The 26,620-nt window shown below is 58.9% G+C and carries 25 protein-coding genes; 17 read left to right on the forward strand and 8 right to left on the reverse strand.

Annotated elements, in window-relative coordinates; genetic code table 11:
• The first annotated feature begins 10 nt into the window (after nt 1-10).
• The 6 genes from iolD to rnr all read left to right on the forward strand — a co-directional run bounded on the left by iolD (nt 11) and on the right by rnr (nt 8,001).
• Nucleotides 11-1,879, forward strand: a complete 1,869-nt coding sequence (iolD, locus tag ACN0SD_RS02765; protein ID WP_417806680.1) for a 3D-(3,5/4)-trihydroxycyclohexane-1,2-dione acylhydrolase (decyclizing) — start codon at nt 11-13, stop codon at nt 1,877-1,879.
• On the forward strand, nt 1,879-2,856 hold the full coding sequence (gene iolC / locus ACN0SD_RS02770) for a 5-dehydro-2-deoxygluconokinase (protein WP_417806681.1): 978 nt from the start codon (nt 1,879-1,881) through the stop codon (nt 2,854-2,856). The genes iolD and iolC overlap by 1 nt, the downstream gene beginning before the upstream one ends.
• Before the next feature lie 12 nt (nt 2,857-2,868).
• Nucleotides 2,869-3,711 (forward strand): 5-deoxy-glucuronate isomerase, encoded by an 843-nt coding sequence (locus tag ACN0SD_RS02775; RefSeq protein WP_417806682.1) that lies wholly within the window; start codon nt 2,869-2,871, stop codon nt 3,709-3,711.
• Complete coding sequence (locus tag ACN0SD_RS02780; RefSeq protein WP_417806683.1) at nt 3,708-4,538, forward strand: class II fructose-bisphosphate aldolase; 831 nt, start codon at nt 3,708-3,710, stop codon at nt 4,536-4,538. The genes ACN0SD_RS02775 and ACN0SD_RS02780 overlap by 4 nt, the downstream gene beginning before the upstream one ends.
• Nucleotide 4,539: 1 nt before the next feature.
• Nucleotides 4,540-5,529: an inositol 2-dehydrogenase gene (gene iolG, locus ACN0SD_RS02785; RefSeq protein WP_417806684.1), complete on the forward strand. Its 990-nt coding sequence runs from the start codon at nt 4,540-4,542 to the stop codon at nt 5,527-5,529.
• Nucleotides 5,530-5,727: 198 nt separating this feature from the next.
• Entirely contained in the window at nt 5,728-8,001 is a 2,274-nt protein-coding gene (rnr, locus tag ACN0SD_RS02790) for a ribonuclease R (RefSeq protein WP_417806685.1), read from the forward strand.
• A 3-nt stretch (nt 8,002-8,004) separates the two neighbouring features.
• Here rnr and ACN0SD_RS02795 read toward each other — a convergent pair whose 3' ends face one another.
• Entirely contained in the window at nt 8,005-9,603 is a 1,599-nt protein-coding gene (locus ACN0SD_RS02795) for a phospholipase D-like domain-containing protein (RefSeq protein WP_417806686.1), read from the reverse strand.
• Nucleotides 9,604-9,795: 192 nt separating this feature from the next.
• On the opposite strand from ACN0SD_RS02795, the gene ACN0SD_RS02800 reads away from it, so the two are divergent.
• The 3 genes from ACN0SD_RS02800 (at nt 9,796) to ACN0SD_RS02810 (ending at nt 11,984) form a co-directional block, all read left to right on the forward strand.
• Nucleotides 9,796-10,137: a hypothetical protein gene (locus ACN0SD_RS02800; protein ID WP_417806687.1), complete on the forward strand. Its 342-nt coding sequence runs from the start codon at nt 9,796-9,798 to the stop codon at nt 10,135-10,137.
• Between the two features lie 282 nt (nt 10,138-10,419).
• A complete protein-coding gene (locus ACN0SD_RS02805; RefSeq protein ID WP_417806688.1) occupies nt 10,420-11,295 on the forward strand; it encodes a hypothetical protein in 876 nt (291 codons plus the stop codon).
• Between the two features lie 335 nt (nt 11,296-11,630).
• Nucleotides 11,631-11,984, forward strand: coding sequence for a hypothetical protein (locus ACN0SD_RS02810; RefSeq protein WP_417806689.1), 354 nt, complete (start codon nt 11,631-11,633; stop codon nt 11,982-11,984).
• A 298-nt stretch (nt 11,985-12,282) separates the two neighbouring features.
• Here the strand turns inward: ACN0SD_RS02810 and ACN0SD_RS02815 are convergent, their stop codons facing one another.
• Nucleotides 12,283-13,881, reverse strand: coding sequence for a phosphoenolpyruvate carboxykinase (locus tag ACN0SD_RS02815; RefSeq protein ID WP_417806690.1), 1,599 nt, complete (start codon nt 13,879-13,881; stop codon nt 12,283-12,285).
• A gap of 349 nt (nt 13,882-14,230) precedes the next feature.
• Here ACN0SD_RS02815 and ACN0SD_RS02820 point away from each other — a divergent pair, with 349 nt between their 5' ends.
• Genes ACN0SD_RS02820 through ACN0SD_RS02850 form a run of 7 tightly spaced genes read left to right on the forward strand, consistent with a single transcriptional unit; the run spans nt 14,231 to nt 19,595 of the window.
• Complete coding sequence (locus ACN0SD_RS02820) at nt 14,231-14,932, forward strand: response regulator transcription factor (protein WP_417806691.1); 702 nt, start codon at nt 14,231-14,233, stop codon at nt 14,930-14,932.
• Between the two features lie 12 nt (nt 14,933-14,944).
• Complete coding sequence (locus ACN0SD_RS02825) at nt 14,945-16,684, forward strand: sensor N-terminal transmembrane domain-containing protein (RefSeq protein ID WP_417806692.1); 1,740 nt, start codon at nt 14,945-14,947, stop codon at nt 16,682-16,684.
• 7 nt (nt 16,685-16,691) lie between these two features.
• Nucleotides 16,692-17,129, forward strand: a complete 438-nt coding sequence (locus tag ACN0SD_RS02830; protein ID WP_417806693.1) for an HPr kinase/phosphorylase — start codon at nt 16,692-16,694, stop codon at nt 17,127-17,129.
• Nucleotides 17,120-18,046: an RNase adapter RapZ gene (gene rapZ / locus ACN0SD_RS02835; RefSeq protein WP_417806762.1), complete on the forward strand. Its 927-nt coding sequence runs from the start codon at nt 17,120-17,122 to the stop codon at nt 18,044-18,046. Before ACN0SD_RS02830 ends, rapZ begins: the two co-directional genes overlap by 10 nt.
• Complete coding sequence (locus ACN0SD_RS02840; RefSeq protein ID WP_417806694.1) at nt 18,043-18,450, forward strand: PTS sugar transporter subunit IIA; 408 nt, start codon at nt 18,043-18,045, stop codon at nt 18,448-18,450. Before rapZ ends, ACN0SD_RS02840 begins: the two co-directional genes overlap by 4 nt.
• A complete protein-coding gene (locus ACN0SD_RS02845) occupies nt 18,441-18,713 on the forward strand; it encodes an HPr family phosphocarrier protein (RefSeq protein ID WP_417806695.1) in 273 nt (90 codons plus the stop codon). Before ACN0SD_RS02840 ends, ACN0SD_RS02845 begins: the two co-directional genes overlap by 10 nt.
• A 24-nt stretch (nt 18,714-18,737) precedes the next feature.
• Nucleotides 18,738-19,595, forward strand: coding sequence for a lysophospholipid acyltransferase family protein (locus ACN0SD_RS02850; RefSeq protein ID WP_417806696.1), 858 nt, complete (start codon nt 18,738-18,740; stop codon nt 19,593-19,595).
• A gap of 89 nt (nt 19,596-19,684) precedes the next feature.
• Here ACN0SD_RS02850 and ACN0SD_RS02855 read toward each other — a convergent pair whose 3' ends face one another.
• The gene (locus tag ACN0SD_RS02855; RefSeq protein ID WP_417806697.1) at nt 19,685-20,560 is read right to left on the reverse strand and encodes a 3-hydroxybutyryl-CoA dehydrogenase; all 876 of its coding nucleotides are present in this window, start codon (nt 20,558-20,560) and stop codon (nt 19,685-19,687) included.
• A 155-nt stretch (nt 20,561-20,715) separates the two neighbouring features.
• Here ACN0SD_RS02855 and ACN0SD_RS02860 point away from each other — a divergent pair, with 155 nt between their 5' ends.
• Nucleotides 20,716-21,537: a DUF6473 family protein gene (locus ACN0SD_RS02860; protein ID WP_417806698.1), complete on the forward strand. Its 822-nt coding sequence runs from the start codon at nt 20,716-20,718 to the stop codon at nt 21,535-21,537.
• A 74-nt stretch (nt 21,538-21,611) separates the two neighbouring features.
• On the opposite strand, the gene ACN0SD_RS02865 is transcribed toward ACN0SD_RS02860, so the two are convergent.
• The 5 genes from ACN0SD_RS02865 to ACN0SD_RS02885 all read right to left on the reverse strand — a co-directional run bounded on the left by ACN0SD_RS02865 (nt 21,612) and on the right by ACN0SD_RS02885 (nt 26,445).
• A complete protein-coding gene (locus ACN0SD_RS02865; protein ID WP_417806699.1) occupies nt 21,612-22,538 on the reverse strand; it encodes an electron transfer flavoprotein subunit alpha/FixB family protein in 927 nt (308 codons plus the stop codon).
• On the reverse strand, nt 22,538-23,296 hold the full coding sequence (locus ACN0SD_RS02870) for an electron transfer flavoprotein subunit beta/FixA family protein (protein WP_417806700.1): 759 nt from the start codon (nt 23,294-23,296) through the stop codon (nt 22,538-22,540). The genes ACN0SD_RS02865 and ACN0SD_RS02870 overlap by 1 nt, the downstream gene beginning before the upstream one ends.
• Nucleotides 23,297-23,541: 245 nt before the next feature.
• On the reverse strand, nt 23,542-23,661 hold the full coding sequence (gene cydX / locus ACN0SD_RS02875; protein ID WP_051697377.1) for a cytochrome bd-I oxidase subunit CydX: 120 nt from the start codon (nt 23,659-23,661) through the stop codon (nt 23,542-23,544).
• A 14-nt stretch (nt 23,662-23,675) separates the two neighbouring features.
• Nucleotides 23,676-24,836, reverse strand: a complete 1,161-nt coding sequence (gene cydB, locus ACN0SD_RS02880; protein WP_417806701.1) for a cytochrome d ubiquinol oxidase subunit II — start codon at nt 24,834-24,836, stop codon at nt 23,676-23,678.
• Between the two features lie 4 nt (nt 24,837-24,840).
• Entirely contained in the window at nt 24,841-26,445 is a 1,605-nt protein-coding gene (locus ACN0SD_RS02885; protein ID WP_417806702.1) for a cytochrome ubiquinol oxidase subunit I, read from the reverse strand.
• Nucleotides 26,446-26,620: the final 175 nt, after the last annotated feature.

The raw sequence follows: 26,620 nt of genomic DNA on the forward strand, positions 1-26,620 counted from the left end.
TCGCGCTGACATGACAACGCCGACAGACACAATTCGCCTGACCACGGCCCAAGCGACCATCCGCTGGCTTTCCAATCAGTTCATTGAGATTGACGGGCAGGAGTTGCGCCTGTGCGGCGGGGGTTTTGGCATTTTTGGCCATGGCAATGTGACGTGCTTGGGTGAGGCGCTGCATGGTGTGCAGGACGTGCTGCCGCTTTATCGCGGCCAGAATGAGCAAAGCATGGGATTCGCGGCGGCGGGCTATGCAAAGCAGTGGCTGCGCCAGCGTTTTATGTTTTGCACCGCTAGCGCAGGGCCGGGTACCGCGAACCTTCTGACCGCAGCGGCGCTGGCCCATGCTAACCGGCTGCCGATGTTGTTGCTGTGTGGCGATACCTTCATCACACGCCTGCCGGACCCGGTCTTGCAGCAGATGGAGAATTTCTCGGATCCGACCTTCGGGGTGAATGACGCGTTCAAGCCGGTCGTGCGCTATTGGGATCGGATCTGCCATCCGGCGCAGATCCTGCAATCGCTGCCCAATGCGCTGGCAACGATGCTGGACCCGGCGGATTGCGGTCCAGCCTTTCTTGGTCTGCCCCAAGATGTGCAAGGCTGGAGCTATGACTATCCGACAGCGTTCTTTGCGAAGAAGGTTCACCGCATCCGCCGTCAGGCGCCCGATCCCGCCGAAATTTCGGATGCGGTGGCGTTGCTGAAATCGGCAAAGCGTCCGATGATTATCGCAGGCGGCGGCGTTCAGTATTCCCGCGCCGTGGCGGCGTTGACGAGTTTCGCCGAGACCCACCAGATCCCGGTGGTCGAAACTATTGCCGGGCGTGCCAATCTGATCGCCACCCATCCGCTTAATATCGGGCCGATCGGGGTGACGGGATCAGATAGTGCCAACGCGATTGCCGAGCAGGCCGATGTGATCCTCGCTATCGGCACGCGTTTGCAGGACTTCACCACCGGATCGTGGACAGCATTCGCGCAGGATGCCACAATCATCGCGATCAACGCCGCGCGCCATGACGCGATGAAGCACATGTCTCTGCCGGTGGTGGGGGATGCGCGTGTCTCTTTGACGGCGCTGACACAGGCGCTCAATTACACTGCACCCGCCGAATGGGTCAGTCGGGCGCAGGGCGAGCGTAAGGTTTGGGACGACTACGTTGCCAAGAACGTCGCCCCCGGCAATCGCCCCAATTCCTATGCGCAGGCGATTGGCGTGGTGAATGCGCATTGCGATCCGCGCGACCGCGTTGTGGCTGCTGCTGGCGGGTTGCCTGCCGAGGTCACGGCGAATTGGCGCACGCTGGATGTGGGCACGGTCGATGTGGAATTCGGCTTTTCCTGCATGGGCTATGAGATTGCAGGCGCTTGGGGTGCGCGCATCGCGCAATCCGAGCGTGAACCCGATCAGGACGTCATCACCTTCTGCGGGGATGGATCATACATGATGCTGAATTCCGATATTTATTCCTCGGTCCTCAGTCAGAAAAAGCTGATCGTGCTGGTGCTCGATAACGGTGGCTTCGCGGTGATCAACAAGCTGCAAAACAACACCGGCAATGAAAGCTTCAATAACCTGCTTGCCGATTGCCCGACCATCCCCGAACCGTTCGGCGTTGATTTCGTGGCCCATGCCGCGGCAATGGGGGCGGCGGCGGAAAAGGTCGCTAACCCGGATGAGTTGGCGGCGGCGTTCCAGCGCGCCAAAGCATCAGAGCGGACCTATGTGATCGTGATGGATGTCGATCCTTACGAGGGCTGGACTACGCAGGGCCATGCCTGGTGGGAGGTGGGCACACCCCAGATGTCGGATAGCGCGAAGGTGCGCGAGGCGCATGAGGACTGGGAATCCAGTCGCCATAAGCAGCGGCGGGGCGTGTGATGGTCCTCGATGCAATCGCAAAGCGCGATTTTCTCGTGCTCGGTCGGGTGGGCATGGACCTGACGCCGGACCCGCCCGGCGCGCGTCTGCGCGAGGCCCAAACCATGATGGTCGCGATGGGCGGCAGTGCGGCCAATATCGCGGCGGGGCTGGTCAAGCTTGGCTGCAAGGCGGCGCTGATGACCTGCGTGTCCGATGATGCGGTGGGCTGGTATTGCGAGGCTCAGCTTGATGCCTATGGCGTGGACCGTTCGCTGGTGAAGCGCATCCGGGGCGAGGAACGCACCTCTCTGGCGCTGTATGAAACGCGCATGCAAGAGCATCAAAGTGTTATCTATCGCAACAATGCCGCCGATTTCCAGATGAGCTTGGACGATGTCGATGTGGTGGATTTCTCTCGCTATGGCGCGCTGGTTTCGGCGGGCACCGTCTTTGCCGCCGAACCTTCGCGCAGTGCGGCGTTCCGTGCGTTCGAGTTGGCGCGCGCTGCCGGGCTGGCGGTAATTTTCGATGTCGATTACCGCCCCTATAGCTGGCCTTCGCCAGAGGTCGCGCAAGACGTTCTCTCACGCGCGGCAGCCCTGTCTGACGTGATCGTGGGCAATGACGAAGAGTTCGGTTTTATGGCCGGAGGGATTGCGCAGGGCATGGACAAGGCGCGCGATCTGGCGGGGTCGGGCGCGGCTATCGTGGTCTACAAGATGGGGCCGCAAGGCTCGGTTACCTTTGCCGATGGTGCAGCTCTGCGCAACGGTATCTTTCCCACCACCGCGCTCAAACCCACCGGGGCGGGCGACAGTTTCATGGCCGGGTTCCTCGACGCGCTCTCTCGGAGGCGACCCTTGGGCGAGGCGGTCCTGCGCGGCTCTGCCTGCGCCTCGATCGTTGTCGCCAAACCCGGCTGCGCCCCCGCCATGCCCGACACTGTCGAGCTGGACGCCTATCTCGCCACCCATCCCGGCCCAACACAAAGCTGAAAAGGAGACGCCATGCATATCGCGCCCCATGACAACCAGAACAAACCCATCGTGGATGTCGATCACGACCTCGTCCCGCTGAACTATTTCAACATCGTCAAGCTCAAGAAGGGCGAGAGTTTCGATTATACCGTGCCGGGTTATGAAACCTGCGTTGTGCCCGCCACGGGCACAGTCGATGTGGATGTCGAAGGCGCGGTGTATGAGGGGATCGGCAATCGCACCGTCGATGTTTGGGATGGCGAGCCCGAGGGCGTTTACGTTCCCGTCGGTGCTCGCGTCCGCATCACATGCCTTACGGACAACACGGAGACCTTCATCGCAGGGGCGAAATACGACAAGGTGCTAGAGCCCTTCGATGTGCGCGCCGATGCGCTTGATAAGGTGCAATACGGCTCGGATGACACTAAGACCCATCGCAAGATCAAGCATATCCTTGGCAGCAAGCATCACGACAAGGTCGGTCGTCTTCTGGTGAGCGAGCTTTACACCGTGGGGCAGGGTGGCTGGTCAGGCTTCCCGAGCCATAAGCATGACACCGACCGTCTACCTGACGAGACGCGCCATGACGAGACTTACAACTTCCGTTTCCGCCCCGATTACGGCTCGGGGCTGCAGATGCTGCAGCGCGAGGATAACAAGCCGGGCGATGCCTATCACATCATGGATCGCTCAACGATCCTGATCGATAAGGGATATCACCCGTGCGCGGTGCTGCCGGGCTATGAGATGTATTATTTCACCATCCTCGGCGGGCTAAGCCAGCGTAGTCTGAAGCAGTATTTTCAACCCACCCATGCTGCCCAACTTCATACTATTCCGGGCATCATGGATATGGTGGCGAAGTTCAAATGAGCCTCGTGACCCTTGCCGATATCTTGCAGCCCGCATTGCGCCAGCACCATGCGGTGGCCGGATTGGTCACGTTGGGCTGGGAGGATATGCGCGCCTATGTCGCCGCCGCCGAGGCCGAGGGCGTGGCGGTGATCCTGCAAGCCGGGCCATCGTGCCGCGAACACACGCCGCTGCCGATCCTGGGCAAGATGTTTCGCTACTTGGCTGAAGAAGCCAGCGTGCCCGTCGTCGCCCATCTCGATCACGGCTACACGTTCGAGGAATGTAAGGAGGCGATTGAGAGCGGCTTCACCTCGGTGATGTTTGACGGCTCGCGCAAAGCGCTGGCGCAAAATATCGACGAGACAGCAGCCATTGTGGAGATGGCCCATGCGGCAGGGGTGTCCTGCGAAGGCGAGATCGGCTTTGTCGGATACTCTGGCGGTGAAGGCTCGGCCGGGACCGACCCGGGTGAGGCCGCGCGTTTCGCCCGTGAAACTGGCGTTGATGCGATGGCGATCTCGGTGGGGAATGTGCATTTGCAGCAAGGCAAAGAGGGAGGGCTGGATGAGGCCCGCATCCGCGCCATCGAGGCCGTGACCGATCTGCCCCTCGTCATTCATGGTGGCTCGGGCGTGCCGGTGGCGCAGCGCCGGGCGCTCGCGCGCGGCTCGAAAATCTGTAAATTCAATATCGGAACCGAACTGCGCATGGCGTTCGGGGCAGCTTTGCGTGCGGCGGTCAATGCCGATCCCGACCGCTTTGATCGGGTGCAGATTATGAAGGAAACGCATGAACCTCTGGTCGCGGCCACGCGTCAGGTGCTGCAAGCGTTCAAGGGAGAGTAAAATGCTCAATATTGGGATTTTAGGATGCGGGCGGATCGGTCAGGTCCATGCTCGCTCAATCCGTCAGATCGAGGGCGCAAGGATCGCCGCCGTCGCCGATGCCTTCCCCGAACCGGCGGCGGCGCTAGCCGCGCGCAGCGAGGCCCGCGTGATGGGGTCGATGGAGATGATCGAAAGCAAGGACGTCGATGCGGTGGTGATCGGCACGCCGACCGATACGCACTACGATCTGATCCATGCCGCCGCCGCTGCGGGCAAGGCGATATTTTGTGAAAAACCGGTGGATATGTCGGCCGCGCGGATCGAGGATTGCATCAAGGCGGTGGAGCGTGCGGGCGTGCCGTTCCTGACCGCCTTCAATCGCCGTTTCGATCCGAATTTTGCCAATCTGCAGGCCCGGATCGTGGCGGACGAAATTGGCGCGGTCGAGATCGTGACGATCCTGTCGCGCGACCCCGCCCCGCCGCCGATCAGCTATATCCAAAGCTCGGGCGGGCTGTTTCGCGATATGATGATCCATGATCTCGACATGGCGCGCTTCCTGCTGGGCGGGGACGAGCCGGTCTCAGTCTATGCCACCGGCGCGGCGCTCGTTGATCCCGCGATTGCGGCGGCGGGCGATGTCGATACGGCGGCAGTGATATTGACCACGGCGTCGGGCAAGATCTGCCAGATATCGAATTCGCGCCGCGCCAGCTATGGCTATGATCAGCGCATCGAAGTTCACGGCGCGCGGGGCATGTTGCGCGCAGAAAATATGCTTGAAAACACCGTCGAGGTCGCAACCGATACGGGGTTTCGCAAAGCCCCCGCACAGCATTTTTTCCTAGAACGCTACGCCGCCGCCTATTTCGCCGAAATGGCGCATTTTGTGCGCGCGGTCTTGGACGGCACGCCGATTACGCCCGGCATCACCGACGGGTTGCGCGCGCAAAAGCTTGCGGATGCAGCGACCCTGTCGCAGGCGCAAGGGCGGCCAATCTTTCTTTAAAATAATGTCGGTGACGCCGCGCCTTTTAGGCTTCAGACCCATTGATTTGAACGTCCACTCGTCCCCCGTTGTAACCGAACCCTGTTGAGCCATGCGCTTGCTGCAGCCGTCATGTTCCGGCTGAAAACCAATGCGTCTGACGCCTAGGCCCGCATTTTCCCCGCGTGACGCCCCGAACGCCCCATGCTAGGCAGAGTCATGAGCAAATCCACCCCCATCCCTTCGCGCCAAGAGATTCTCGATTGGCTTAATGATAATCCCGGCCAAAGCGGCAAGCGTGACATCGCGCGCGCCTTTGGCGTGACGGGACAGGCCAAGATTGAGCTCAAGCGGATCTTGCGTGAAATGCAGGCCGAAGGGCTGATTGAAAAGCGCAGCCGCAAGTTCCGTGACCCGGACAGCCTGCCGCCGGTCACCGTTTTGCGGATACTGCGCGAGGATGCCTCGGGCGATCAATGGGCCGAGCCTGCGGAATGGTCGGGCGAGGGGCCTGCCCCCGTAGTGCTGTTCGTGCCTAAGCCCGGAGAACCCGCCCTTGCGCAAGGTGATCGCATCCTCGGCCGGCTGACCCCCGTTGAGGGCGAAAGCTATGGCTATCAAGCGCGTCTCATTCGCAAGATCGGCGAGGCGGCCCATCGTATCCTCGGGGTGTTTCGCAAATCGACCGAGGGTGGGCGGATCATGCCCATCGACAAGGGGCTGGCCAATGAATGGCAGGTGCCTGCCTCGGCGACGCTGGGGGCCAAGGATGGCGAGCTGGTCGAGGCCGAACAAACTGGCCCGCGCGGGCGCATGGGGCTGCCCAAGGCGCGCGTGATCGAGGTGCTGGGCGATCCGGGCGCGCCGCGTGCGGTCTCGTTGATCGCGATCCATCAGCACGGCATCCCCGATGATTTCCCCGACGCCGTCGTGGCCGAGGCCGATGCGGCCAAACCCGCAACGCTGGACGGGCGCGAGGATCTGACCGAGCTGCCATTTATCACCATCGACCCGGCGGATGCGCGCGACCGTGACGATGCCTGTCTGGTGGTCCCCGATGATGATCCCAAGAATGCGGGCGGGCATGTGCTGTGGGTCGCGATTGCGGATGTGGCCCATTACGTCACGCCGGGATCAGAGCTGGATCGTGAGGCGCGCAAGCGGGGCAATTCCAGCTATTTCCCCGACCGCGTGGTGCCGATGCTGCCAGACCGCCTGTCGGGCGATCTGTGTTCGCTGCATGAGAATGTGGATCGTGCGGTTCTGGCGGTGCGGATGAAGATCGACTCCTTCGGGCGCAAGATCAGCCACCGTTTCACGCGCGGCATGATCCGGTCTGTGGCCTCGCTGGAATATGCGCAGGTGCAGGCCGCGCAAGACGGGACCCCGGATGAGAAGACCGAGGATCTGGTCGAGGATGTGATCGCGCCGATCTACGCCTGCTATCAATCCCTGCTACACGCGCGCGCGCAACGTCAGCCGCTGGAACTGGAATTGCCCGAGCGTCAGATCGTGATCGGCGAGGATGGCAAGGTTGCCTCGATCCAGTTCAAGGAGCGCCTTGATGCGCATAAGCTGATCGAGGAATTCATGGTGCTGGCCAATGTCGCCGCCGCCGAGGAACTCGAACGGCTCAAGCGCCCGTTGCTCTATCGCGTGCACGAAGAACCCAGCCTCGAAAAGATCGAGGCGCTGCGCGAAGTGGCACAAGCCTCGGGGTTCACCTTGGCCAAGGGGCAGGTGCTTAAGACCTCGCATCTCAACAATCTGCTCAGCCAGTCCGAGGGCAGCGAGTTCGACGAGCTGCTCAACATGACCACGCTGCGCTCGATGACGCAGGCCTATTATCATCCGCAGAATTACGGGCATTTCGGCCTTGCGCTGCGCTCTTACGCGCATTTCACCTCGCCGATCCGGCGCTATTCCGACCTGATCGTGCACCGCGCGCTGATCTCGGGGCATGGCTGGGGCAAGGACGGGTTGAGCGCGTGGGATATCGAGCATCTCGAAGAGACCGCCAAGCAGATTTCCGATACCGAGCGGCGCTCGATGGCGGCGGAACGTGACACCACGGATCGCTATCTCGCCGCGTATCTAAGTGAACGCGTGGGCGGCGAATTCACCGGCCGGATCGCGGGCGTGCAGAAATTCGGCGCTTTCGTGCGGCTCGATGAGACGGGGGCTGACGGGCTGATCCCGATCCGCGAAATCGGGCGCGAGTTCTTCCATTACGACCGCGACGCACAGGAATTGGTGGGTGCGGAAACCGGGCTGACGATCAAGCCGGGATTGCGCGTTCTGGTGCGCTTGGCCGAGGCCGTGCCGATCACCGGTGGGCTGATGCTGGAGCTGCTGGAGATCGAGGGGCAGGACATGCCTTCGGGCAAGCGCAAGGGCCGCCGACCGGGCACGCACCCGCCGCGCAAGGTTGCGCGCGGGGCGTCGAAGAAACGTGCGATTGCGCGCAAGGTCAAACGCACGCGCAAACCCTGAGCGCTACAGCATCCACTCGATTGGCAGGCGCTGGGCAATCGCCAGAAACACGCGATGCGTCCTAGGCACGCCGGGCTCGCGTTTCAACTCAGGCTGACCGGGGCGCGACCAGCGCAGCCGTTGTGCCCGGCTTAGCCGTACCTGCCATGCCCGCTCAGGGATGAACTGCGCAAAACTGTCGGAAATCCGCTCGGCAATTTCGGGCGCAGAAATCACCACGCCCAGTTCGGTGTTGAGCCGCATCGAGCGCGGATCAAGGTTGAACGAGCCGATGAACACCCGTGCGCGATCCACGGCAAAGACCTTGGCATGCAGCTTGTTGCGTGAAAACGGCGAGGTGCCCTTGATCGCGCTGCCCATGAACTGGCCCGGTCGCATCCCGCGCGCATGTTCAGCCTCGGCGTCGGGGGCATATTCATACAGTTCAAGACCTGCGCGCAGCATCGCGCGGCGGCGATGCGCATAGCCCGAATGCACAATCGGCACGTCGGTGGTGGCGTAGGAATTCGTGAGCACTTTGATCGTCACCCCCGTGCGCGCGATCCGGCGCAAGAGTCGCACACCTGTGCGCGTTGGCACTAGGTAGGGCGTGATCAGCAACAATTCCTGACTAGGCTGACCCAGTGCGCCGATCAGGCATTGCCACAGCAATTTGCGCCCGCGTATCATGCCGCGGATTTTGGCGGGGGGGTCGTAGATTAGTTGCGCCTCGGCAAGAATCACCTTCGCATCCGCGCCAAGGATTGCAAAACTGCGCTCTGAAGCTTGCAGGGTGTCGCGATAGGTTCTGGCTTCGGACGCGGAGAGGCGCAACTCTGCCTTTTGCAATAGTGCTGCGGCCTCCGCTTCGGGACAGATGCCAAGCATCAGCCTCGCAGGAATTGCGGGAATCGCATTCCAATACAGATCGAATTGTTCGCAGACTGTTGGCACGATGGGGCCTGATACCGCCACATCCATGTCCATAAACAGACCGCTTTCCGAATTCGGGTCGAAATAGTCATCTCCGATATTGCGCCCACCTAAAATCGCGATACGGCCATCCGCAACCATCGCCTTGTTGTGCATCCGTCGATTGAGGCGGCGAAAATCCGACAGATAGCCTAGCACGCGCGCGCGCCGGATCGGGAAGGGGTTGAACAGCCGCACCTCAATTTCGGGCATCTGGTCAAGCGCGGCCAGAATCCGGTCCATTCCAGCGGTGCCATTATCATCAATCAACAGCCGCACGCGCACGCCCCGCGCCGCAGCCTCGCGCACCGCCCGCAGCATCAACGCGCCCGCCGTATCATTTTGCCAGATGTAATATTGCAGATCGAGCGAGACCTCGGCGGCGGCGATCAGTTCCAGTCGTGCCGCAAACGCATCCACCGGATCAGCCAGCAGTTGCACCGCAGATTTATCCTTGGGGGCGTCAGCCAAACGGGCGCGCAACGCCTGCGCAATCACGCCGCTTTCGGGTGCGATCAGGGTCTGGCCCGATGCGAAAGGGCCACGCGGACGGCGATGCGACAGCCGCGCAACAACCAGCGTGAGCGCGATCAAGGTGATCACTCCCGCAAGCAAGGCCCAAAGGACCAGATGAATCAGATCTCGCTCCATTGTGGGGTCAATGTAGGCGGATCAAAGCATTAGGGAAGTGCGCAGCGAACACAACGATGCTCAGGGCAAGCGCTCCAACACCCCATTCATATTTTGGAGATATGCTTTTTCTGCATAACGGCATGAACTGGACATAAACGCGTAGGCGCGTCACATCCCGCAACAGGGAGCAGCGATATTTTTGGAGAGACCATGAAACGCGCCATCTCTTGGGGTGTCTGTGCCCTGTCATTGTTTGTAACGCCCGCCATTGCTCAGGCAGGCAGCGTAGAAAAACTCAAACTCGGGGAAAGCAAAGTCCTCGCCAGCTATATTGGCGGCGATTGCGGTGCGCCCGCACCCAGCTTTGAATCCATCGAAAGCTTCTTGCCCGCGTCCAAGCTGGTGATTTATTCCGACGGGGGCGTTGGCGCGTTTGAAAGCAAGCGTTGCGGCGGCGAGATCGAGGGTCGTCAGGTGCTGGCCACAGCAGTCAAGCCCGGCACCGAAATCAAGATCTTTCAAGCCAAACGTGTCGGCGTCAAAGTCGACTAAACGGGCTCCCTTGATTTGAAGTAAGAGAAGGCCGAGGCGCGCAGCTTAGGCATTCCGAATTGTAGGATATAGCCTACCCAACCTGTCGGCCTTCGGGTCGGCAGGTTTTCGTTTTTCGGCCATATTTCTGGCTGATTATTCCGATTTAGAGGATACTATCGTGGAAACTCGTGTTTTCCGCGCGAAAGGGCCATTTTGCCTTTTGATTTCCTGTTCAGTGAAAACGGTCAATATCGGAGGCAGTGCAAGTTCTTGACCCAGTGTACAAAAGGACCAAACCCTTTGAAGATCCTAAAAAATCTAACACTTGCACAGATATTCCCCGCAGTGCCGGGAGATACAAGCTTGAACTGCTGCGGGGATGCTGACTGCGGCCATTACAGCATTCCTCCGAATGTCGGGAAGCATGCGTTTTTAGCTCGTGGTGCCAATCAGCGTCGTCGAATAGTCGCGAAGCAATTTGTTGGCGCGGTGCGCATGCTTGGTCGATTCACTATGATCGTGTCATGTGGGGTTCTGACCGGCTTCCCGGTGATCGCGCAACCCCCGCAGACGGTAGAGCTTTCGACGCGAACCTTTTGGCTCGGCAAAGTGCCCAAGACTATGAGCGTAGACCCGCCTTTCTTCGCGCCGCGGCGGGTTCATTGGATCGAAAAGATCATAGAAGCAGACCCAGTGCTCAAGGATACGGTCATCCATGTCGAGCTTGCTTTGCGTCCGGCGTCGAAGAATGCGGAGGCAATCAATATGTATTACGCACCCCTCCGCCGCGATAGACTTGACCCGCGCTACGACCTGCCGGGCTACCTTATCTTTGGCTCTCCTGTCTCGGTCGCTGATCCGACAAGACTCCCCAACAGGCTGCACTATATTCCCCAATCGCCCGACGCCGGATTCGACGTTACTTGCAGCGTCGATAACCTGCGCGAAAAGATGAGGCTCTGTATCGTTTACGCGACCTATCCGCCAGACGATGGCATCCGCCTCAAGGCGCGGCTCTATTTTCCGAAAGACCCTGCCACGCGGCCCGGCTATTTCCGTGAAGTCGCCGAACGGATGCGCGATCTGGTCTACTGCCTAGATGTGACTGATGACCTGGTCGATGTGCAGAAAGACCGCCCTTCGTTGACTGGATGCCGGCCTGACGTCAACTCGTAAGGGTGTAGGGTGGACCAAGTGGATCAAATGCAAAACTTCGATCCTGACGTGAGTGACGGCTGCCGAACGCATTGCCTTAAAGCTCTGCATGGGCTTGGTGATCCGCTGTCTTAAGCGCCGAAAGGATTGGCCCCGGGCGGCAGATCACGGGGCGCATAGAGATAGTCGATGCCAAAGCTTGTGAAGACACACTGTCAGCCTGCCTGCCGCGCAGCGCGACCAACCTGCTCTGCCCGCCCAAAAGCCCGAGACCTCTGGCATTGCTACACCGTACGACGGAACCTCATCCAGATCGTACCCAGAAACGCTCTTCGGGTTCAGATACTTGGCTAAAAATGGTTCGCTCGACAGGCGCGCTTCATCATCCTCGGGTTCTAATCGCGCTGATCAATATCTGGCGGGTCCATTACAACGTCTTTGACTGGCGGCCTATTCCCTTCCCAAACGAGGAACCCTATACGCATAAAGTCATGGTAAACTATCTGCAGACAGCAGGACTTTTTGTCATTGTCACGACCGGTAGCGATACCGTGCATGTTTCGACTGATTTTGAGCATTTCGAACCAATTATTTCACAATCGGTGATGAAGGATGCCGTTGCCCCGCTCCCTGATCGCGCAGCGCTGCTGCTTGTCGGCTCCGACGGCCTCTATACTTTTGAAGCTGAATGTCCTGTGCCAGGCGACTGAATTGTTCTGTTTGCCGGAGCGAATACCTTACGGCAGGCACGGTGCGTTTTATGTCTCCAAAGAGGTCTCCGGCCGCTTTTCGCGCCAGAGCGATGGGTGGCCGCCCCAAATGACAACTCTCTATTGGGCAGGCATTATCGCAGCATTCTGCAATTCGGGCTCATAGCCGACATCAGGCACTGATGAGGATAACCGCTAAAATAGCATGGGTGGCGATAATAATCGCCACCCATGTCCTACCGTGCGCAACGGCTCTGTGCGCCGTGCACGGAGTTTTCTTTTTGCGCGCGTGTCGGTTTTAACCGATTGCGGCGGCTTTCACGTCGTCGTCGATATAGGGCACATATTGCGCGAAGTTATCGGCAAACATCTGCACCAGCTTGGCAGCCTGCGCGTCATAGGCCGCGCCATCGCTCCAAGTGCGGCGCGGATCAAGCAGCACATCGGAAACGCCATGCACCGACACGGGCACTTCGAAGCCAAAATTCGGGTCCTTGCGGAACTCGACGTCATGCAGCGATCCGTCCAGCGCCGCCGTCAGCAAGGCGCGGGTCGCACGGATCGGCATCCGCGAGCCAGTGCCAAATGCGCCACCGGTCCAGCCGGTGTTGACCAGCCAGCACGACGCATTCGTGTCGTGGATCTTTTCTTGCAACAGCTTGCCGTAGACCTCGGGGCGGCGCGGCATGAAGGGCGCACCAAAGCAGGTCGAGAAGGTCGGCAACGGCTCGGTCACGCCTACCTCGGTGCCCGGCGTCTTCGAGGTGAAGCCCGACAGGAAGTGATACATCGCCTGCGCAGGCGTCAGACGCGCGATCGGAGGCAACACGCCATAGGCGTCACAGGTCAGCATGATGACGTTTTTCGGTTGCCCACCCAAGGAGGTCGGAGACGCGTTTGAGATGTAGTGCAGCGGGTAAGCGCAACGCATGTTGTCGGTCAGCGAGTTATCCTCGAAGTCCAGCTCTAGCGTTTCGGGGTCAAACACCATGTTTTCAACCACGGTGCCGAACATCGAGCAGGTCGCGTAGATTTCCGGCTCGGCTTCTTTGCTCAAATTGATCGTCTTGGCGTAGCAACCACCTTCAAAGTTGAAGATGCCTTTTTCCGACCAGCCATGTTCGTCATCGCCAATCAGGATACGTGAGGGATCAGCCGACAGGGTGGTTTTGCCGGTGCCGGACAGGCCAAAGAACACCGCTGCATCATCGGGGTCGTCAATGGCGTGGTTGGCCGAGCAATGCATCGCCATGATGCCCTTGCCGGGTAGAATGTAGTTGAGCAGCGTGAAGACGCCCTTTTTATTCTCACCTGCGTAGGCCGTATTGCCGATCAGGATCACCTTTTTGTCGAAGTTCAGCGCAATCACAGTTTCCGAGCGGCAACCGTGGCGTTCGGGGTCGGCCTTGAAGCTGGGGCAGTTGATGATCGTCCATTCCGGGCTGAAGCTGTCCAACTCGGCGCGCTCGGGGCGGCGCAGCATGGTGCGCATGAACAACCCGTGCCAAGCGAGTTCCGCGACGAGACGCACATCAAGGCGATGCTCGGGGTCGGCGCCGCCGTAAAGATCCTCAACGAACATGTCGCGACCCTTTAGGTGGGTCAGCATGTCGGCATGCAGGCGATCAAACGCCTCGGGTTCCATCGGTTTGTTATTGTCCCACCAGATCGTGTCTTCCACGTTCGGCGTGCGCACGACGAATTTGTCTTTGGGCGAGCGCCCGGAATGAACGCCGGTGGTGCAGTAAAATGCGCCGCCTTTGCCCAACGTGCCCTCACTGCGCTTGATCGCTTCTTCGATCAGGGCTGGTTCCAGCAGGTTGTAATAGACATTTCCCAGACCTTCGATTCCTTGGTCCTCAAGGCGTTTCGCTGGGTTCACTCGTCCGATGTCCATCTTTCGCTCCCCATGCCGTCATACGGCGTTCATTGGGTTCCTCCCGGCATCCCGTGGCCTCAGGGTGCCGATCCAAGTAAGAATGTTACTCGAATGGGTCGCCTATAGCATGACTATTTCAAGATGGAACAGGAAGCATTGCCACAGTTAGCGCAACCATCTTCGGGTTTAGCGCCACCATCGCGAAAACTTGCCCATAGGTGAGGCAAATTAGTCAAACCTTCGGTTTTTTCGGCTCAGATGATTCGGGAAACGGGTGTGATTCGCACATCTTGGTTGATTTGCGCCGACCAAATGCAGATGATGTGGTCAATAACAAACATAAAGAGCAGCAATGAGGGATACGGGCATGCCAAAGATCGCTCTCGTCGACGATGATCGCAACATTCTGACTTCGGTGTCGATGACACTTGAGGCCGAGGGATATGAGGTCGAAACTTATAACGACGGTCAGGCCGCATTCGATGCGTTCAACAAACGCCTTCCGGATATGGCCGTGTTGGATATCAAGATGCCGCGGATGGACGGAATGGAGCTGCTGCAAAAGCTGCGCCAGAAAACCGCGATGCCGATCATTTTTCTGACTTCCAAAGATGATGAGATCGATGAGGTTCTCGGTCTGCGCATGGGCGCGGATGATTACGTCAAGAAACCGTTCTCACAGCGCCTTCTGGTCGAACGGATCCGCGCGCTATTGCGCCGTCAGGATGCGATCAGCACCGGCGAGGTCGCTACGACCGAAGAGACCAAGGTCATGGTACGCGGCGCGCTGGAAATGGACCCGCTGCGTCATGCTGTGACTTGGAAAGGCAATGATGTCACGCTGACCGTGACCGAATTCTTGCTGCTTCAGGCGCTGGCGCAACGGCCCGGTTTCGTGAAATCGCGCGATCAGTTGATGGATGTCGCCTATGACGATCAGGTCTACGTCGATGATCGCACTATCGACAGTCATATCAAGCGCTTGCGCAAAAAGATGCGCACCGCTGATGATGAGTTTTCGGCGATCGAGACGCTCTATGGTATCGGCTACCGCTACAATGAAGAGTGATGTGATATCAGCATGAGTATCGCGGGGAGAATAGGGTTGGGACGGTCACGCAGCACCAAGGCTCGCGCTTCGGGCGGAGATGTCATCCTTGGCGAGGACTGGATCGGCCCGGCAGGTGCCGTTGACGGGGATTTGCGCAAAGGGCGCGCGCGGCGTGGCTTTATCGCGCTGAACCGCTCGCCGCTGGCGCGCAAGATCATCACGTTCAACCTGCTCGCGATGATCGTTCTGGTGGTTGGTGTGCTGTATCTCAACCCGTTCCGCGATACGCTGGTGATGCAGCGCGAAAGCGGCCTCGTGAATGAGGCGCAGCTCGCGGCCGATGTGTTCGAAGCTCAGCTTCCCAAGGGCGCTCCGGTCAATCTGGCCGCGGGTGATGGCATTGATCCGGCAGCGACAATTGCGGGGATCGAGCTACCCGAAGGGGCCGATCTTTACCTGTTTGATCCCGGCGAGGCGCTGATTGGCACGACGACCACCGGGGATCGTGCCCCTGTCGAGCATGTCGAAGGTCTGCAAATGGACCGGCGCACGACGATTTTGACCGATTTCTTAGGCCGGATATGGGCGGGCATTTCGCGTATGATCTCGCGGCCAGGCGAAGACACCGGAGATTCCGCGCTTGAGATGGTGCGTCAGATCTTGCCCGCAGCTTTGACCGGCCGGACCCAAATATTGTCGCAGAAGAACGCGGCGGGCGCGACGATTTTTGCCGTCGCAACCCCGATTCGGCAAGGGGACCGTGTGGTTGGAGTTGTGGGCTTGACCTCAATCGCTGGGCAAATCGACTCTCTTGTGAGCGTCGAGCGTGAGCAAGTGATCCAGATGTTCGTGATCGCGATTATCGTGTCGATCGGGCTTAGCCTTGTTCTGGCGTCGACAATTGCCAACCCGATTTCCGATTTGGCTGCGGCCGCTGAAATCGGGCGCGAAAAGAACGCGCGCAAGATGTCACCCGCACGGGTGCGTATCCCGGATTTGACCGGGCGCCCGGATGAGATCGGGCGGCTGTCTGGCGCGATGCGTGGCATGGTCGCCGCGCTTTACGACCGAATCGACGCGAATGAACAGTTTGCCGCCGATGTGAGCCATGAAATCAAGAACCCGCTGGCAAGTTTGCGCTCTGCGGTGGCGTCTTTGCGGATGGTCAAAAAGGAAGAGCAGCGCACGAAACTGCTGGATGTGATTGATCATGACGTGCGCCGTCTAGACCGCTTGGTCAGCGATATTTCTAACGCCTCACGCCTTGATAGCGAGCTGGTGAAAGAGGAAGAAGAGCAGTTCGATCTGGTGAAAATGGTCAGCAACCTTGCGGAATATCTAGGCCAAGAGGCGCGCAAGAAGGGTGTCGATTTCATCATAGACTTGCCCGCGCACCCGATTGAGATTTCCGGGCTTGAGGCACGCCTGGCGCAGGTTTTTGTCAACCTTATCACCAATGCGACGTCGTTCTGCGAAGATGGCGATGCGGTGCGTGTTTGGGCGCGACGCCGCGACAATCGCGTGCTGGTCGTCGTTGAGGATACCGGCCCCGGCATCCCGCAAGAGGCGCTGACTAAAGTGTTCAAACGCTTTTATTCGGAACGTCCGGTGGGGCAGTTTGGTGATCACTCCGGTCTGGGTCTGGCGATTTCCAAACAAATCGTTGAGGCGCATGGCGGTGTTATTTGGGCTGAAAACATTCGGCCGACGGATGCTGATTTGACCTCCGACCCGCTGGGGGCGCGTTTCGTCGTCGGCCTTCCGGTCTGACCTAGCGGTGGGTGCGCAGCCGTCCCCACACAGTAACATACATGCCAGCGCCGTCGCGCTGGGCCCCGAGCGCGGCGTTCTGATCCGGGGCGCTTCCGGGGCGGGGAAATCATTGCTTGCTCTTCGCCTGATGGCCTATGGCGCGCAACTGGTTGCAGATGATCGCGTCGATCTGAGTGTTGAGGCCGGACAGTTGATCGCCAGCGCACCGCCCCAGATCGCGGGCCGGATTGAGGCGCGTGAGGTGGGGCTGCTACACGCCAAGCCGCTAAAGCGTGCGCGCATCGTCTTATGCGTCAACCTCGATGAGATTGAGACCCAACGTCTCCCGCAACAACGAAAAGACAGGGTGCTTGGGGTCGAACTCCCTCTTGTGCTGCGCGTGCAACATAGCCATCTTGACGTAGCAATTCTTCAATGGCTGAAAGGCGGTCGATGGGCGTGACGCGATCAGATCCGGCGACACAGCAGGCTGGCCAGCGCGTCGTGCTGGTAACCGGTCCGTCTGGCGCTGGGCGCACCACGGCAATCGGCGCGCTCGAGGATCTGGGCTATGAGCCGATTATCAACCTGCCTCTCAGTCTTATCCCGCGGCTTCTTTTGGGGCATATCGGGCCGCCGGTCGCGCTGGGCGTTGATGTGCGCGGGCGCGATTTTTCGGTTGCCGCGCTGATCGAGATGATTGACGCGTTAACGCGTGAACCCGATCTGAACCTTGAGTTGCTGTATCTCGATGCACGCCCCGATGTGTTGGAGCGGCGCTACTCCGAGACCCGCCGTCGCCACCCTCTGTCGCCTGACGAACCGCCGGAATCTGGGATCGCGCAAGAGATCGATATCCTCGCCCCGATCAAGGTGCGTGCCGATGTTTTGATCGACAGCTCCGAGATGAGCCCGCATGATCTGCGTGCAGAATTGGGTCGGTTTTTTGACACCGGAAAGATCGAGAAGCTGGCCGTGTCGGTGCATTCATTCAGCTACAAGCGTGGTGTGCCGCGCGGGCTGGATTTGATGTTCGACTGCCGCTTTCTGGCAAACCCGCATTGGGAGGCTGCGCTACGCCCGCTTGATGGGCGCGACCCGGCAGTTGCTGCCTATGTGGAAGCTGATCCTCGCTACCAGGAGTTTCACTCTAAGGTAATGGATTTGCTATTGTTTCTTCTCCCCGCCTATGTTGAGGAAGGTAAAGCGCACCTGTCAGTCGGGTTCGGCTGCACAGGGGGGCAGCATCGGTCCGTCGCGATGACACAAAGCGTTGCCAAAGCGCTTGCGGAAGCGGGTTGGCAAGTGTCTAAACGTCACAGAGAGCTGGAACGCAAAGCGCCCGATGGGGCTCATTCGAAGACAGGAGAGCGCGCGTGATCGGGATCGTGATCGTGGCACATGGAGGACTAGCGCGGGAATATCTTGCAGCGGTCGAACATGTCGTGGGGCCGCAAAACGGCATCCGCGCGATCACCATCGAAGACGACCACGACCGTGCCCGGAAGCAGGCCGAAATCCGCGCCGCCGCCGATGCCGTCGATTTGGGCGAGGGGGTTGTCGTCGTGACCGATATGTTTGGTGGATCGCCATCAAACCTTTCGCTGATGGCGTGCGAACAGAAGGGGCGCGAGATCATTTACGGCGCCAATCTTCCACTTTTGATTAAACTGGCGAAGTCGCGCAGTCTGAACGTGCATGCCGCTGTTGAGGCCGCATTGGACTCAGGTCGTAAGTACATAAACAGCTACAAATTCCGTGAGGCGCCTGCCAAATGTCCGTGACCCGAAGTCTTGCGATTGTGAATGAAAAGGGGCTGCATGCCCGCGCATCGGCCCGTTTTGTTGAGGTGGTTGAGGCACATGACGCCTCGGCGTTAGTCAACAAAGACGGGCAAAGCGTTTCGGGCGACTCGATCATGGGGCTTTTGATGTTGGCAGCCTCTCGCGGAACCAGTATTGAGGTCACGACACGCGGGGCGGAGGCCGATAAGCTCGCCAATGCGCTGCAAGCGCTGGTCGAGGACAAGTTCGGCGAAGGCATGTAACCCGCTCGGAACCGAGAGGTCCATATGGTGGATGAGCAGGTCGAAATCGCGACAGATCAAGCGCACTCCAAGATCTACGACAAGCGTCGGCTGTCCTATGCGGGAACGTTTACCAATCCTTTCAAAGTAGGAGCCATCCGTATTCTGGAATGGCTGACGGCAAAGACTCATTTGCTGTATCTGATCCGCAAATTTGAAAAGCGCGGCGCACCAACGGGGCGTGATTTCTGGCCGCAAGCTCTTGATATTATGGGCGTTGATGTCACGACTCCGCCCGAGCAGATCGCCAATATCCCCAAAGAAGGCCCGCTTGTCGTGGTCGCCAACCACCCTCACGGTTTGGTTGACGGGATGGTGCTTGCCTATCTGATCGGGCAGGTGCGTGACGATTATCTGATCCTGACGCGCTCGCTTTTGACTGGCATCCCGGAAATTGAACAATACATGCTGCCCGTGCCCTTCCCGCATGAGGAAAACGCCCGCGAAGATAGCTTGAAAATGCGCGCGGCATGTATGGCGCAGCTAAAACGCGGCGGTGTTATTGTCTTGTTTCCCGCCGGACAGGTCGCGCACTCTGAGACGCTATTTGGCCCGGTGATCGAGCAAGAGTGGAACCCGTTTACCGCGAAAATGCTTGCGCGCTCGGGGGCCTCGGTCGTGCCGATCCATTTCCCGGGCAAGAACTCGCGCGCCTATCAGGTCGCCAACAAGCTAAGTGCGACGGTGCGACAAGGGCTGTTGCTGTATGAGATCAAACGCGCGCTGAACAAGCCGCAGCACCCAGCAATCGGCCCGGCGAAAACGGCAGAAGAGATGGCTGAGGCCTTAAAAAACCCCCGCAAATTCCTTGCCGATCTGCGTGAGGAGACGCTGAAGCTCTGAACGGTTCGGCGGAGGTGGCAGCGCCCCCCCCCCTTAGCAACGCAATCTTCGCCGTCCGAAGACGAAGGAGACGCGCCTCGACGCCAAGGTCAGCGCGTGGGCACCGGCGTGTCGCCGCGATAGTCGTAAAATCCGCGCCCGGTTTTACGGCCAAGCCAACCGGCCTCGACATATTTTGTCAGAAGGGGGCAGGGGCGATATTTGGTGTCAGCCAGCCCGTCATGTAGCACGTTCATGATGGCCAGACAGGTATCAAGTCCTATGAAGTCGGCCAATTCCAACGGTCCCATTGGATGGTTCGCGCCAAGTTTCAGCGACAGATCAATCGAGCGGACATTGCCCACACCTTCATACAGCACATAGACCGCCTCGTTGATCATCGGCATCAAGATACGGTTCACGATGAAGGCGGGAAAATCTTCGGCGGAAGCGGCAGTTTTTCCCAGCTTCTCGACGACGGACAGCAGGGTGTCATAGGTCTCTTTATCGGTCGCGATGCCGCGGATCAGCTCAACAAGCTGCATCACAGGAACCGGGTTCATAAAGTGGAAGCCCATGAATTTTTCGGGCCGGTCGGTGCGCGAGGCAAGCCGCGTGATCGAGATCGACGAGGTGTTCGACGTCAAGATTGTCGTGGGCTTCAGATGTGGCAAAAGGTCTTCGAAAATCGCCTGTTTGACGGTCTCGCGTTCGGTCGCGGCCTCGATTACCAGATCGGTCGGGCCAAGATCGGTCAGGGTCGTCGTGGTCTTGATCCGCGCCATCGCCGCATCGCGCTCAGTTTGGCTGATTTTCTCGCGCGAAACCTGACGATCCAGGTTCTTGCCAACCGTTGCCAGCGCCTTTTCCAACGCTTCGGCGCTGATATCGTTGAGCAGCACCTCGTAGCCTGCCAGTGCGAAAACATGGGCAATCCCGTTGCCCATCTGTCCTGCTCCCACGATGCCGACTGTTTCGATCGTCATGTTTTGCCCTTTCTAGAAACCGCCTTGACCATACGCAGCCAGCGCCCCCGTGCAAGAGGCGCGGCGATATAGATCGCATTTTCTCAATAACCGTTTGGAAAGTCTTTCACGCCAAATTGACTTTGGGTGAGTCGAATTCAACTGAGGTGGGAAAAATGGCTTTTGAATATTCGGGCAATGGCGCCCTTGACTATTTTCCGTGTCGCTATGCGAAATCCAAACTGTTGTTTCGGGGGCCGTGCCGCTCGCTTGCGGGCGAGTATATTGCGGCTTTGGGTGGCACGGAAACCTATGGGAAATTCGTGACCGACCCCTGGCCTACGCTTCTTGAAGAGCGGCTCGGGCTGCCGGTGGTGAATTTCGGCTATATGAATGCGGGGACGGACGTCTTCGTCAACGAACCCCAGATCGTTGAGGCGTCGCGTTCTGCGCGTCTGAACGTGGTGCAGTTGATGGGTGCACAAAACATGTCGAACCGCTTTTACGCAGTCCATCCGCGTCGCAATGATCGCTTTTTGCGCGCATCCAGTCTGATGCGGTCGATCTTTCGAGGCGTCGATTTCACCGAGTTCAATTTTACGCGCCACATGCTGATTGCTCTCAAGACGCGCGCGCCCGACAAGTTCGAGGCGCTGATTGACGAGCTGCGCATCGCGTGGGTGCAGCGCATGCGCGCGCTTCTGGAATGTCTTGAGGGCGACAAAGTTTTGCTTTGGCTGGGGGATTATCGCGCGCCCGGTCAGCAAGACCCTCTGGGCGCCGAACCGCTATTGGTGTCAGCGGCGATGGTTGATGAGTTGCGTCCATTCGCAACGAAAGTGGTGCGGGTCAATCCCTCGGTCATGGCGCGTAGCGGGGGCACGTCAGGTATGCATTTCGCCTCAATGGAAGAACCAGCAGCGCAGATGCTACCCGGCCCGATGGTACATGCCGAGATCGCCGAGGCGCTAGAGCCTGAGGTGCGTGGCTTGCTGTGACCCGCGAAAAAGGGACCGGGAAATCTCCCAGCCCCTTTTTACATTCTCGTTCGGGGTGCGGTGCCCCTGTGTGCTTACAGTTTTTCAGTCAGCTCGGGCACGGCGTCGAACAGATCGGCGACAAGGCCGAAATCGGCGACTTGGAAGATCGGGGCTTCTTCATCCTTGTTGATCGCAACGATCACTTTCGAATCCTTCATCCCGGCCAAGTGTTGAATCGCGCCGGAAATGCCGACCGCGATATACAGATCGGGGGCCACGACTTTACCGGTTTGCCCGACCTGCCAGTCATTGGGGGCAAAGCCGGAATCAACTGCCGCGCGCGAGGCACCAACAGCCGCGCCCAGCTTATCTGCCAGCGCTGCGATGATCTTGAAGTCCTCTTCCGAGCCAACGCCACGACCGCCAGACACAACGGTTTTGGCCGAGGTCAATTCGGGGCGATCACTTTCAGCAACCTTGTCTTCGACCCAAGCACTCAGCGCCGGATCGGCGGCCGCGCCCACGGTCTCGACCGGGGCAGAGCCGCCCGCACCGGCGGCATCGAACGTTGAGGTGCGGAAGGTGATGACCTTGGTCGCGTCCTTGGACTTCACGGTCTGGATCGCGTTGCCAGCATAGATCGGGCGCTCAAACGTGTCGGCATCGACAACGCCCGAGACATCCGAAAGGATCATGACATCCAGCAGGGCTGCCACGCGCGGCATCACGTTTTTTGCGTCGGTCGTAGCCGGGGCCACGATATGCGAATAGTCGCCCGCAAGCCCGACGATCAGCGCGGCGGTCGGTTCCGCCAGACGGTGGCCCAGTGAGGGATCCTCAGCGACCAGCACCTTCGCGACGCCGTCGATCTTGGCCGCAGCTTCACCCGCAGCCGCAGCCGAGGCACCCGCACACAGCACGGTCACATCGCCTAACGATTTCGCCGCCGTCACGGCCTTTGCTGTCGCATCAACCGACAGTTCACCATTATTCACTTCACCCAGCAGTAGAACGGCCATCACACGACCCCCTTCTCTTTGAGTTTCGCCACAAGCGTATCGACATCGGGCACCATTTCGCCAGCCTGACGCGACTCGGGTTCTTTGGTGGAAACCACTTCAAGACGCGGGGTGACATCGACGCCGTAATCGGCAGCGGTTTTTTCCTCGAGCGGCTTTTTCTTGGCCTTCATGATGTTGGGCAGAGAGGCATAACGCGGCTCGTTTAGGCGCAGGTCGGTGGTCACGATTGTGGGTAGTTTGACCTCGATGGTCTGCAAACCGCCGTCAACCTCGCGGGTGACTTTTGCCGTCTCGCCTTCGACCACGACTTCGGAGGCAAAGGTCGCCTGACCCCATCCCAGCAGCGCCGCCAGCATCTGGCCGGTGGCGTTCATGTCATTGTCGATCGCCTGCTTGCCAAGGATCACCATTTTGGGGGCCTCTTCCTCAACTACTTTGGCGAGGATCTTGGCGACAGCCAGCGGCTCGATGTCTTGATGTACATCATCAGCAGCCACGACAAGGACCGCGCGATCCGCGCCCATCGCCAGCGCCGTGCGCAGCGTTTCCTGTGCCTGTTTGACGCCGATCGAGACCACGACGATCTCTTCGACGGCGCCCTTTTCTTTCAGCCGGATCGCCTCTTCGACGGCGATCTCGTCAAAAGGGTTCATCGACATTTTGACATTGGCTAGATCGACACCGCTGCCATCCGCTTTAACACGGGCTTTCACGTTATAGTCGATCACGCGCTTTACCGGTACCAGCACCTTCATCGGCGTGTCTCCCTAATCTGGGTCCGCCTGTTGCGGGCGGACAGGTTCGTTCGGTAATTTTGTTACAAGAGCAAGCGCCCAAGGGACAGGGGTAAAACGTCACTTTTGGGCGTGGGACGTCACGTCTTGACGACTGTTTGCGCTATCGTGCCGGATCGCCTGCCGTAACGTCGCGCTACAACGAGAATCGCAAAGGCCGCCCCGGTTTGGAGCGGCCTTCGTTTTGTCACACGCGGAAGACCAAATCAGTCGGTCTCGGTCTCACCCGCGATTTTGCGATCGTTCTGCATCTCGAGCCACATCGCATTGGCCACCGCAATCAGCGCGGCCAGTGGAAGCCCGAGGATCCATGCGAAATACCACATATCTTGGTCTCCTCTCAGTAGGAATGGCTGTCGCTTTCGATCTCTTCGACCGTCACCTTGCCCCACAGAACCTTATAAACCCAGGCAGTGTAGGCAAGAATGAGCGGCATGAAGATGACCGTGACGACAAGCATGACGAACAGCGTCTGCTGCGAGGACGACGCGTCCCAGACAGTCAGCGACGCATCGGGTTGGATCGAGCTGGGCAGGATGAACGGGAACATCGTCAAACCGACCGATGAAATCACCCCGAAGATGCCCAGTTTCGACAGTAGCAGTGTTGAACCCTCGCGACCTGCGCGCAGACCCAACGTGGCCAGCGCGATGCCGAGAAGTCCAAAGATCGGTGCAATCGCGATCCACGGGCGATCCGAATAGGCCGACAACCAGCTGCCACCGTGTTCAACGGTCGAGAACAGCGGGTTTGACGGGCCGTTATCGGGCACGACCGAGGTGATCGTGTAGCCCTTGATCCCAAAAGCAAGCCAGACACCTGCGAGGATATAGGTGACGAACGCCACCATCCCCGCCACTGATCCGATTGCCCGTGCGCGCATTTGCACCGGACCTTCGGTTTTCAGCGTGAGCCATGCTGCGCCATGCATCATCAGCATCGAGATCGAGACGACACCGGCGAGCAAAGCAAACGGGTTGAGCAGCGAGATGAACTTGATGAAGAAGTTGCCCGGATAGAGCGGCATCAACATCTCATTCAGCTGGAAGGGCACGCCTTGCAGTACGTTGCCCACGGCCACGCCGAAGATCAGGGCTGGGACTGCGCCACCGACGAACAGCGCCCAGTCCCAGCCGTTACGCCAAGCGTGGCCGTCCCGCTTGGAGCGGTATTTGAACGCCACGGGCCGCAGGATGAGCGCGGCAAGAATCGCGAACATCGCCAGATAGAAACCCGAGAAGCTGACCGCGTAAAGCGGCGGCCAAGCGGCAAAGATCGCACCGCCGCCAAGTATGAACCACACTTGGTTGCCCTCCCAGACGGGGCCGACCGTATTGATCGCCACACGACGTTCCGTGTCGGTTTTTCCAACGAATGGGAGCAACGCGCCCACACCTAGGTCGAAGCCATCGGTCAGCGCGAAGCCGATCAACAACACACCCAGCAAGAGCCACCAGATCACGCGCAGCACATCAAGGCTGATTAATTCGGAAAGAATCATTTTCTTACTCCGCTGGCATGGTGACGGAGGAACTGCGACCAGACAGGCGGTCTTCATGCCGCTGCTGCCAGTTTTGCGTCAGTTCCACGTCCTGATAGGGGCCTTTTTTGATGAATTTAATCATCAAGCCCATTTCGATGATGAAGAGCACTGTGTAGAGGGCGACAAAGCCCGCCAACGTGATCAGCAGATCGCCAACCGACAGGTGGCTTACTGACAGCGCCGTGGGCAGCACCCCGTCCACTGTCCAAGGCTGGCGTCCGAATTCAGCGGTGAACCAGCCCAATTCGGCGGCAATCCACGGGGTAGGAATAATCCAGACCGCCGCGTGTAGCGCCCAACGCGGGTACTGCATGCCTCTCCAGTTCGCGACGAAGAAGAAATAGGCCATTACCGCGATGAACGAGAAGCCAAGCGCCACCATGATGCGGAACGACCAGAAGATTGGCCACACGGTTGGTACGGTATCGTTCGCCGCCTGCTGAATTTGTGCCGGCGTTGCGGTGCGCGGGTCATCGACGTAGCGCATCAGCAGGTAAGCATAGCCGAGATCTCCGACATTGGCGTCGAACTGTGCTTTGACTTCGGGGCTGACATCGCCCTTCGCTGCACGGATTTTTAGCAGATCGTCATAGGCGATGATGCCGTTTCTAATCCGCTCTTCCGAGCCTTTGACCAACTCGTTGATACCCTCGATCTGACCGGTCAGTGAACGCGTGCCGATCAGGCCCATCGCCCACGGAATATGCACCGCATATTTGGTTTCGCGCGCTTCCTGATCGGGAATGCCGAACAGTGTGAACGAGGCAGGTGCGGGTTCCGTGTCCCACATGGCTTCCATCGCGGCGAGTTTCATTTTTTGGTTATGCGTCGATAAGTAACCCGACTCATCGCCCAAGATGACAACCGACAGTGCCGAGGCCAAACCGAAGGCCGCAGCAACCGCGATCGAACGGCGCGCAAGTTCGAAATGGCGACCTTTAAGCATATACCAACTGGAAACGCCCATCACGAACACAGCCGCCGTCACATAACCCGCCGAAACGGTGTGAACGAATTTCGCCTGTGCAACCGGGTTGAACACCACATCAAAGAACGAGGTCATTTCCATGCGCATCGTCAGCGGGTTGAACGCAGCCCCGACGGGGTTTTGCATCCAGCCGTTCGCGATCAAAATCCACAGCGCCGAAAAGTTGGACCCGATAGCGACCAACCACGTCACGACCATGTGCTTGACCGGGCTCAGCTTGTCCCAACCAAAGAACATCAACCCGACGAAGGTGGCTTCCATAAAGAAGGCCATAAGCCCCTCAATGGCCAGTGGTGCGCCAAAGATGTCGCCCACATAGTGGCTATAGTAGCTCCAGTTCATGCCGAACTGGAATTCCATCGTAATCCCGGTCGCCACACCCAGCACGAAGTTGATACCAAACAATGTTGCCCAGAACTTCGTCATTTGCCGCCAAATTGGGCGATTGGTCATGACATAGACCGTCTCCATAATCGCCACGATGATCGATAGACCAAGCGTCAGCGGTACGAAGAGGAAGTGATACATGACGGTCATGGCAAATTGCAGCCGTGACAGGTCAACGATCCCGATATCCATACTCGTTCTCCGTTTCCTACTTCCATCCGAGTTTAACTATAATCACATAGAAATGTGATTCTCAGATGTATTTTGTGAGCGCGGGTCTGCACCCAACGGGCTGATAGATCAAAGGACGAGTTGTCGCACGAAACTGTGAAAAGTGTCGTTACGGGCCATTCTTGATAGTATTTTG

It is taken from the genome of Thioclava sp., from assembly GCF_048263065.1.
In the GTDB taxonomy this organism is placed as follows: domain Bacteria; phylum Pseudomonadota; class Alphaproteobacteria; order Rhodobacterales; family Rhodobacteraceae; genus Thioclava.

Bases quoted from the DNA above. Each gene is read 5' to 3' on its own strand.
- cydX (WP_051697377.1), bottom strand. From the start codon at position 23,661: ATGTGGTATTTCGCATGGATCCTCGGGCTTCCACTGGCCGCGCTGATT.
- ACN0SD_RS02870 (WP_417806700.1), bottom strand. From the start codon at position 23,296: ATGAAGGTGCTGGTACCGGTAAAGCGCGTGATCGACTATAACGTGAAA.
- ACN0SD_RS02850 (WP_417806696.1), top strand. From the start codon at position 18,738: ATGGTGGATGAGCAGGTCGAAATCGCGACAGATCAAGCGCACTCCAAG.
- ACN0SD_RS02810 (WP_417806689.1), top strand. From the start codon at position 11,631: ATGGTTCGCTCGACAGGCGCGCTTCATCATCCTCGGGTTCTAATCGCG.
- ACN0SD_RS02800 (WP_417806687.1), top strand. From the start codon at position 9,796: ATGAAACGCGCCATCTCTTGGGGTGTCTGTGCCCTGTCATTGTTTGTA.
- iolC (WP_417806681.1), top strand. From the start codon at position 1,879: ATGGTCCTCGATGCAATCGCAAAGCGCGATTTTCTCGTGCTCGGTCGG.
- rnr (WP_417806685.1), top strand. From the start codon at position 5,728: ATGAGCAAATCCACCCCCATCCCTTCGCGCCAAGAGATTCTCGATTGG.
- ACN0SD_RS02795 (WP_417806686.1), bottom strand. From the start codon at position 9,603: ATGGAGCGAGATCTGATTCATCTGGTCCTTTGGGCCTTGCTTGCGGGA.
- cydB (WP_417806701.1), bottom strand. From the start codon at position 24,836: ATGATTCTTTCCGAATTAATCAGCCTTGATGTGCTGCGCGTGATCTGG.
- ACN0SD_RS02780 (WP_417806683.1), top strand. From the start codon at position 3,708: ATGAGCCTCGTGACCCTTGCCGATATCTTGCAGCCCGCATTGCGCCAG.
- ACN0SD_RS02815 (WP_417806690.1), bottom strand. From the start codon at position 13,881: ATGGACATCGGACGAGTGAACCCAGCGAAACGCCTTGAGGACCAAGGA.
- iolD (WP_417806680.1), top strand. From the start codon at position 11: ATGACAACGCCGACAGACACAATTCGCCTGACCACGGCCCAAGCGACC.
- ACN0SD_RS02775 (WP_417806682.1), top strand. From the start codon at position 2,869: ATGCATATCGCGCCCCATGACAACCAGAACAAACCCATCGTGGATGTC.
- ACN0SD_RS02855 (WP_417806697.1), bottom strand. From the start codon at position 20,560: ATGACGATCGAAACAGTCGGCATCGTGGGAGCAGGACAGATGGGCAAC.
- rapZ (WP_417806762.1), top strand. From the start codon at position 17,120: ATGGGCGTGACGCGATCAGATCCGGCGACACAGCAGGCTGGCCAGCGC.
- ACN0SD_RS02845 (WP_417806695.1), top strand. From the start codon at position 18,441: ATGTCCGTGACCCGAAGTCTTGCGATTGTGAATGAAAAGGGGCTGCAT.
- iolG (WP_417806684.1), top strand. From the start codon at position 4,540: ATGCTCAATATTGGGATTTTAGGATGCGGGCGGATCGGTCAGGTCCAT.
- ACN0SD_RS02825 (WP_417806692.1), top strand. From the start codon at position 14,945: ATGAGTATCGCGGGGAGAATAGGGTTGGGACGGTCACGCAGCACCAAG.
- ACN0SD_RS02865 (WP_417806699.1), bottom strand. From the start codon at position 22,538: ATGGCCGTTCTACTGCTGGGTGAAGTGAATAATGGTGAACTGTCGGTT.
- ACN0SD_RS02885 (WP_417806702.1), bottom strand. From the start codon at position 26,445: ATGGATATCGGGATCGTTGACCTGTCACGGCTGCAATTTGCCATGACC.
- ACN0SD_RS02820 (WP_417806691.1), top strand. From the start codon at position 14,231: ATGCCAAAGATCGCTCTCGTCGACGATGATCGCAACATTCTGACTTCG.
- ACN0SD_RS02860 (WP_417806698.1), top strand. From the start codon at position 20,716: ATGGCTTTTGAATATTCGGGCAATGGCGCCCTTGACTATTTTCCGTGT.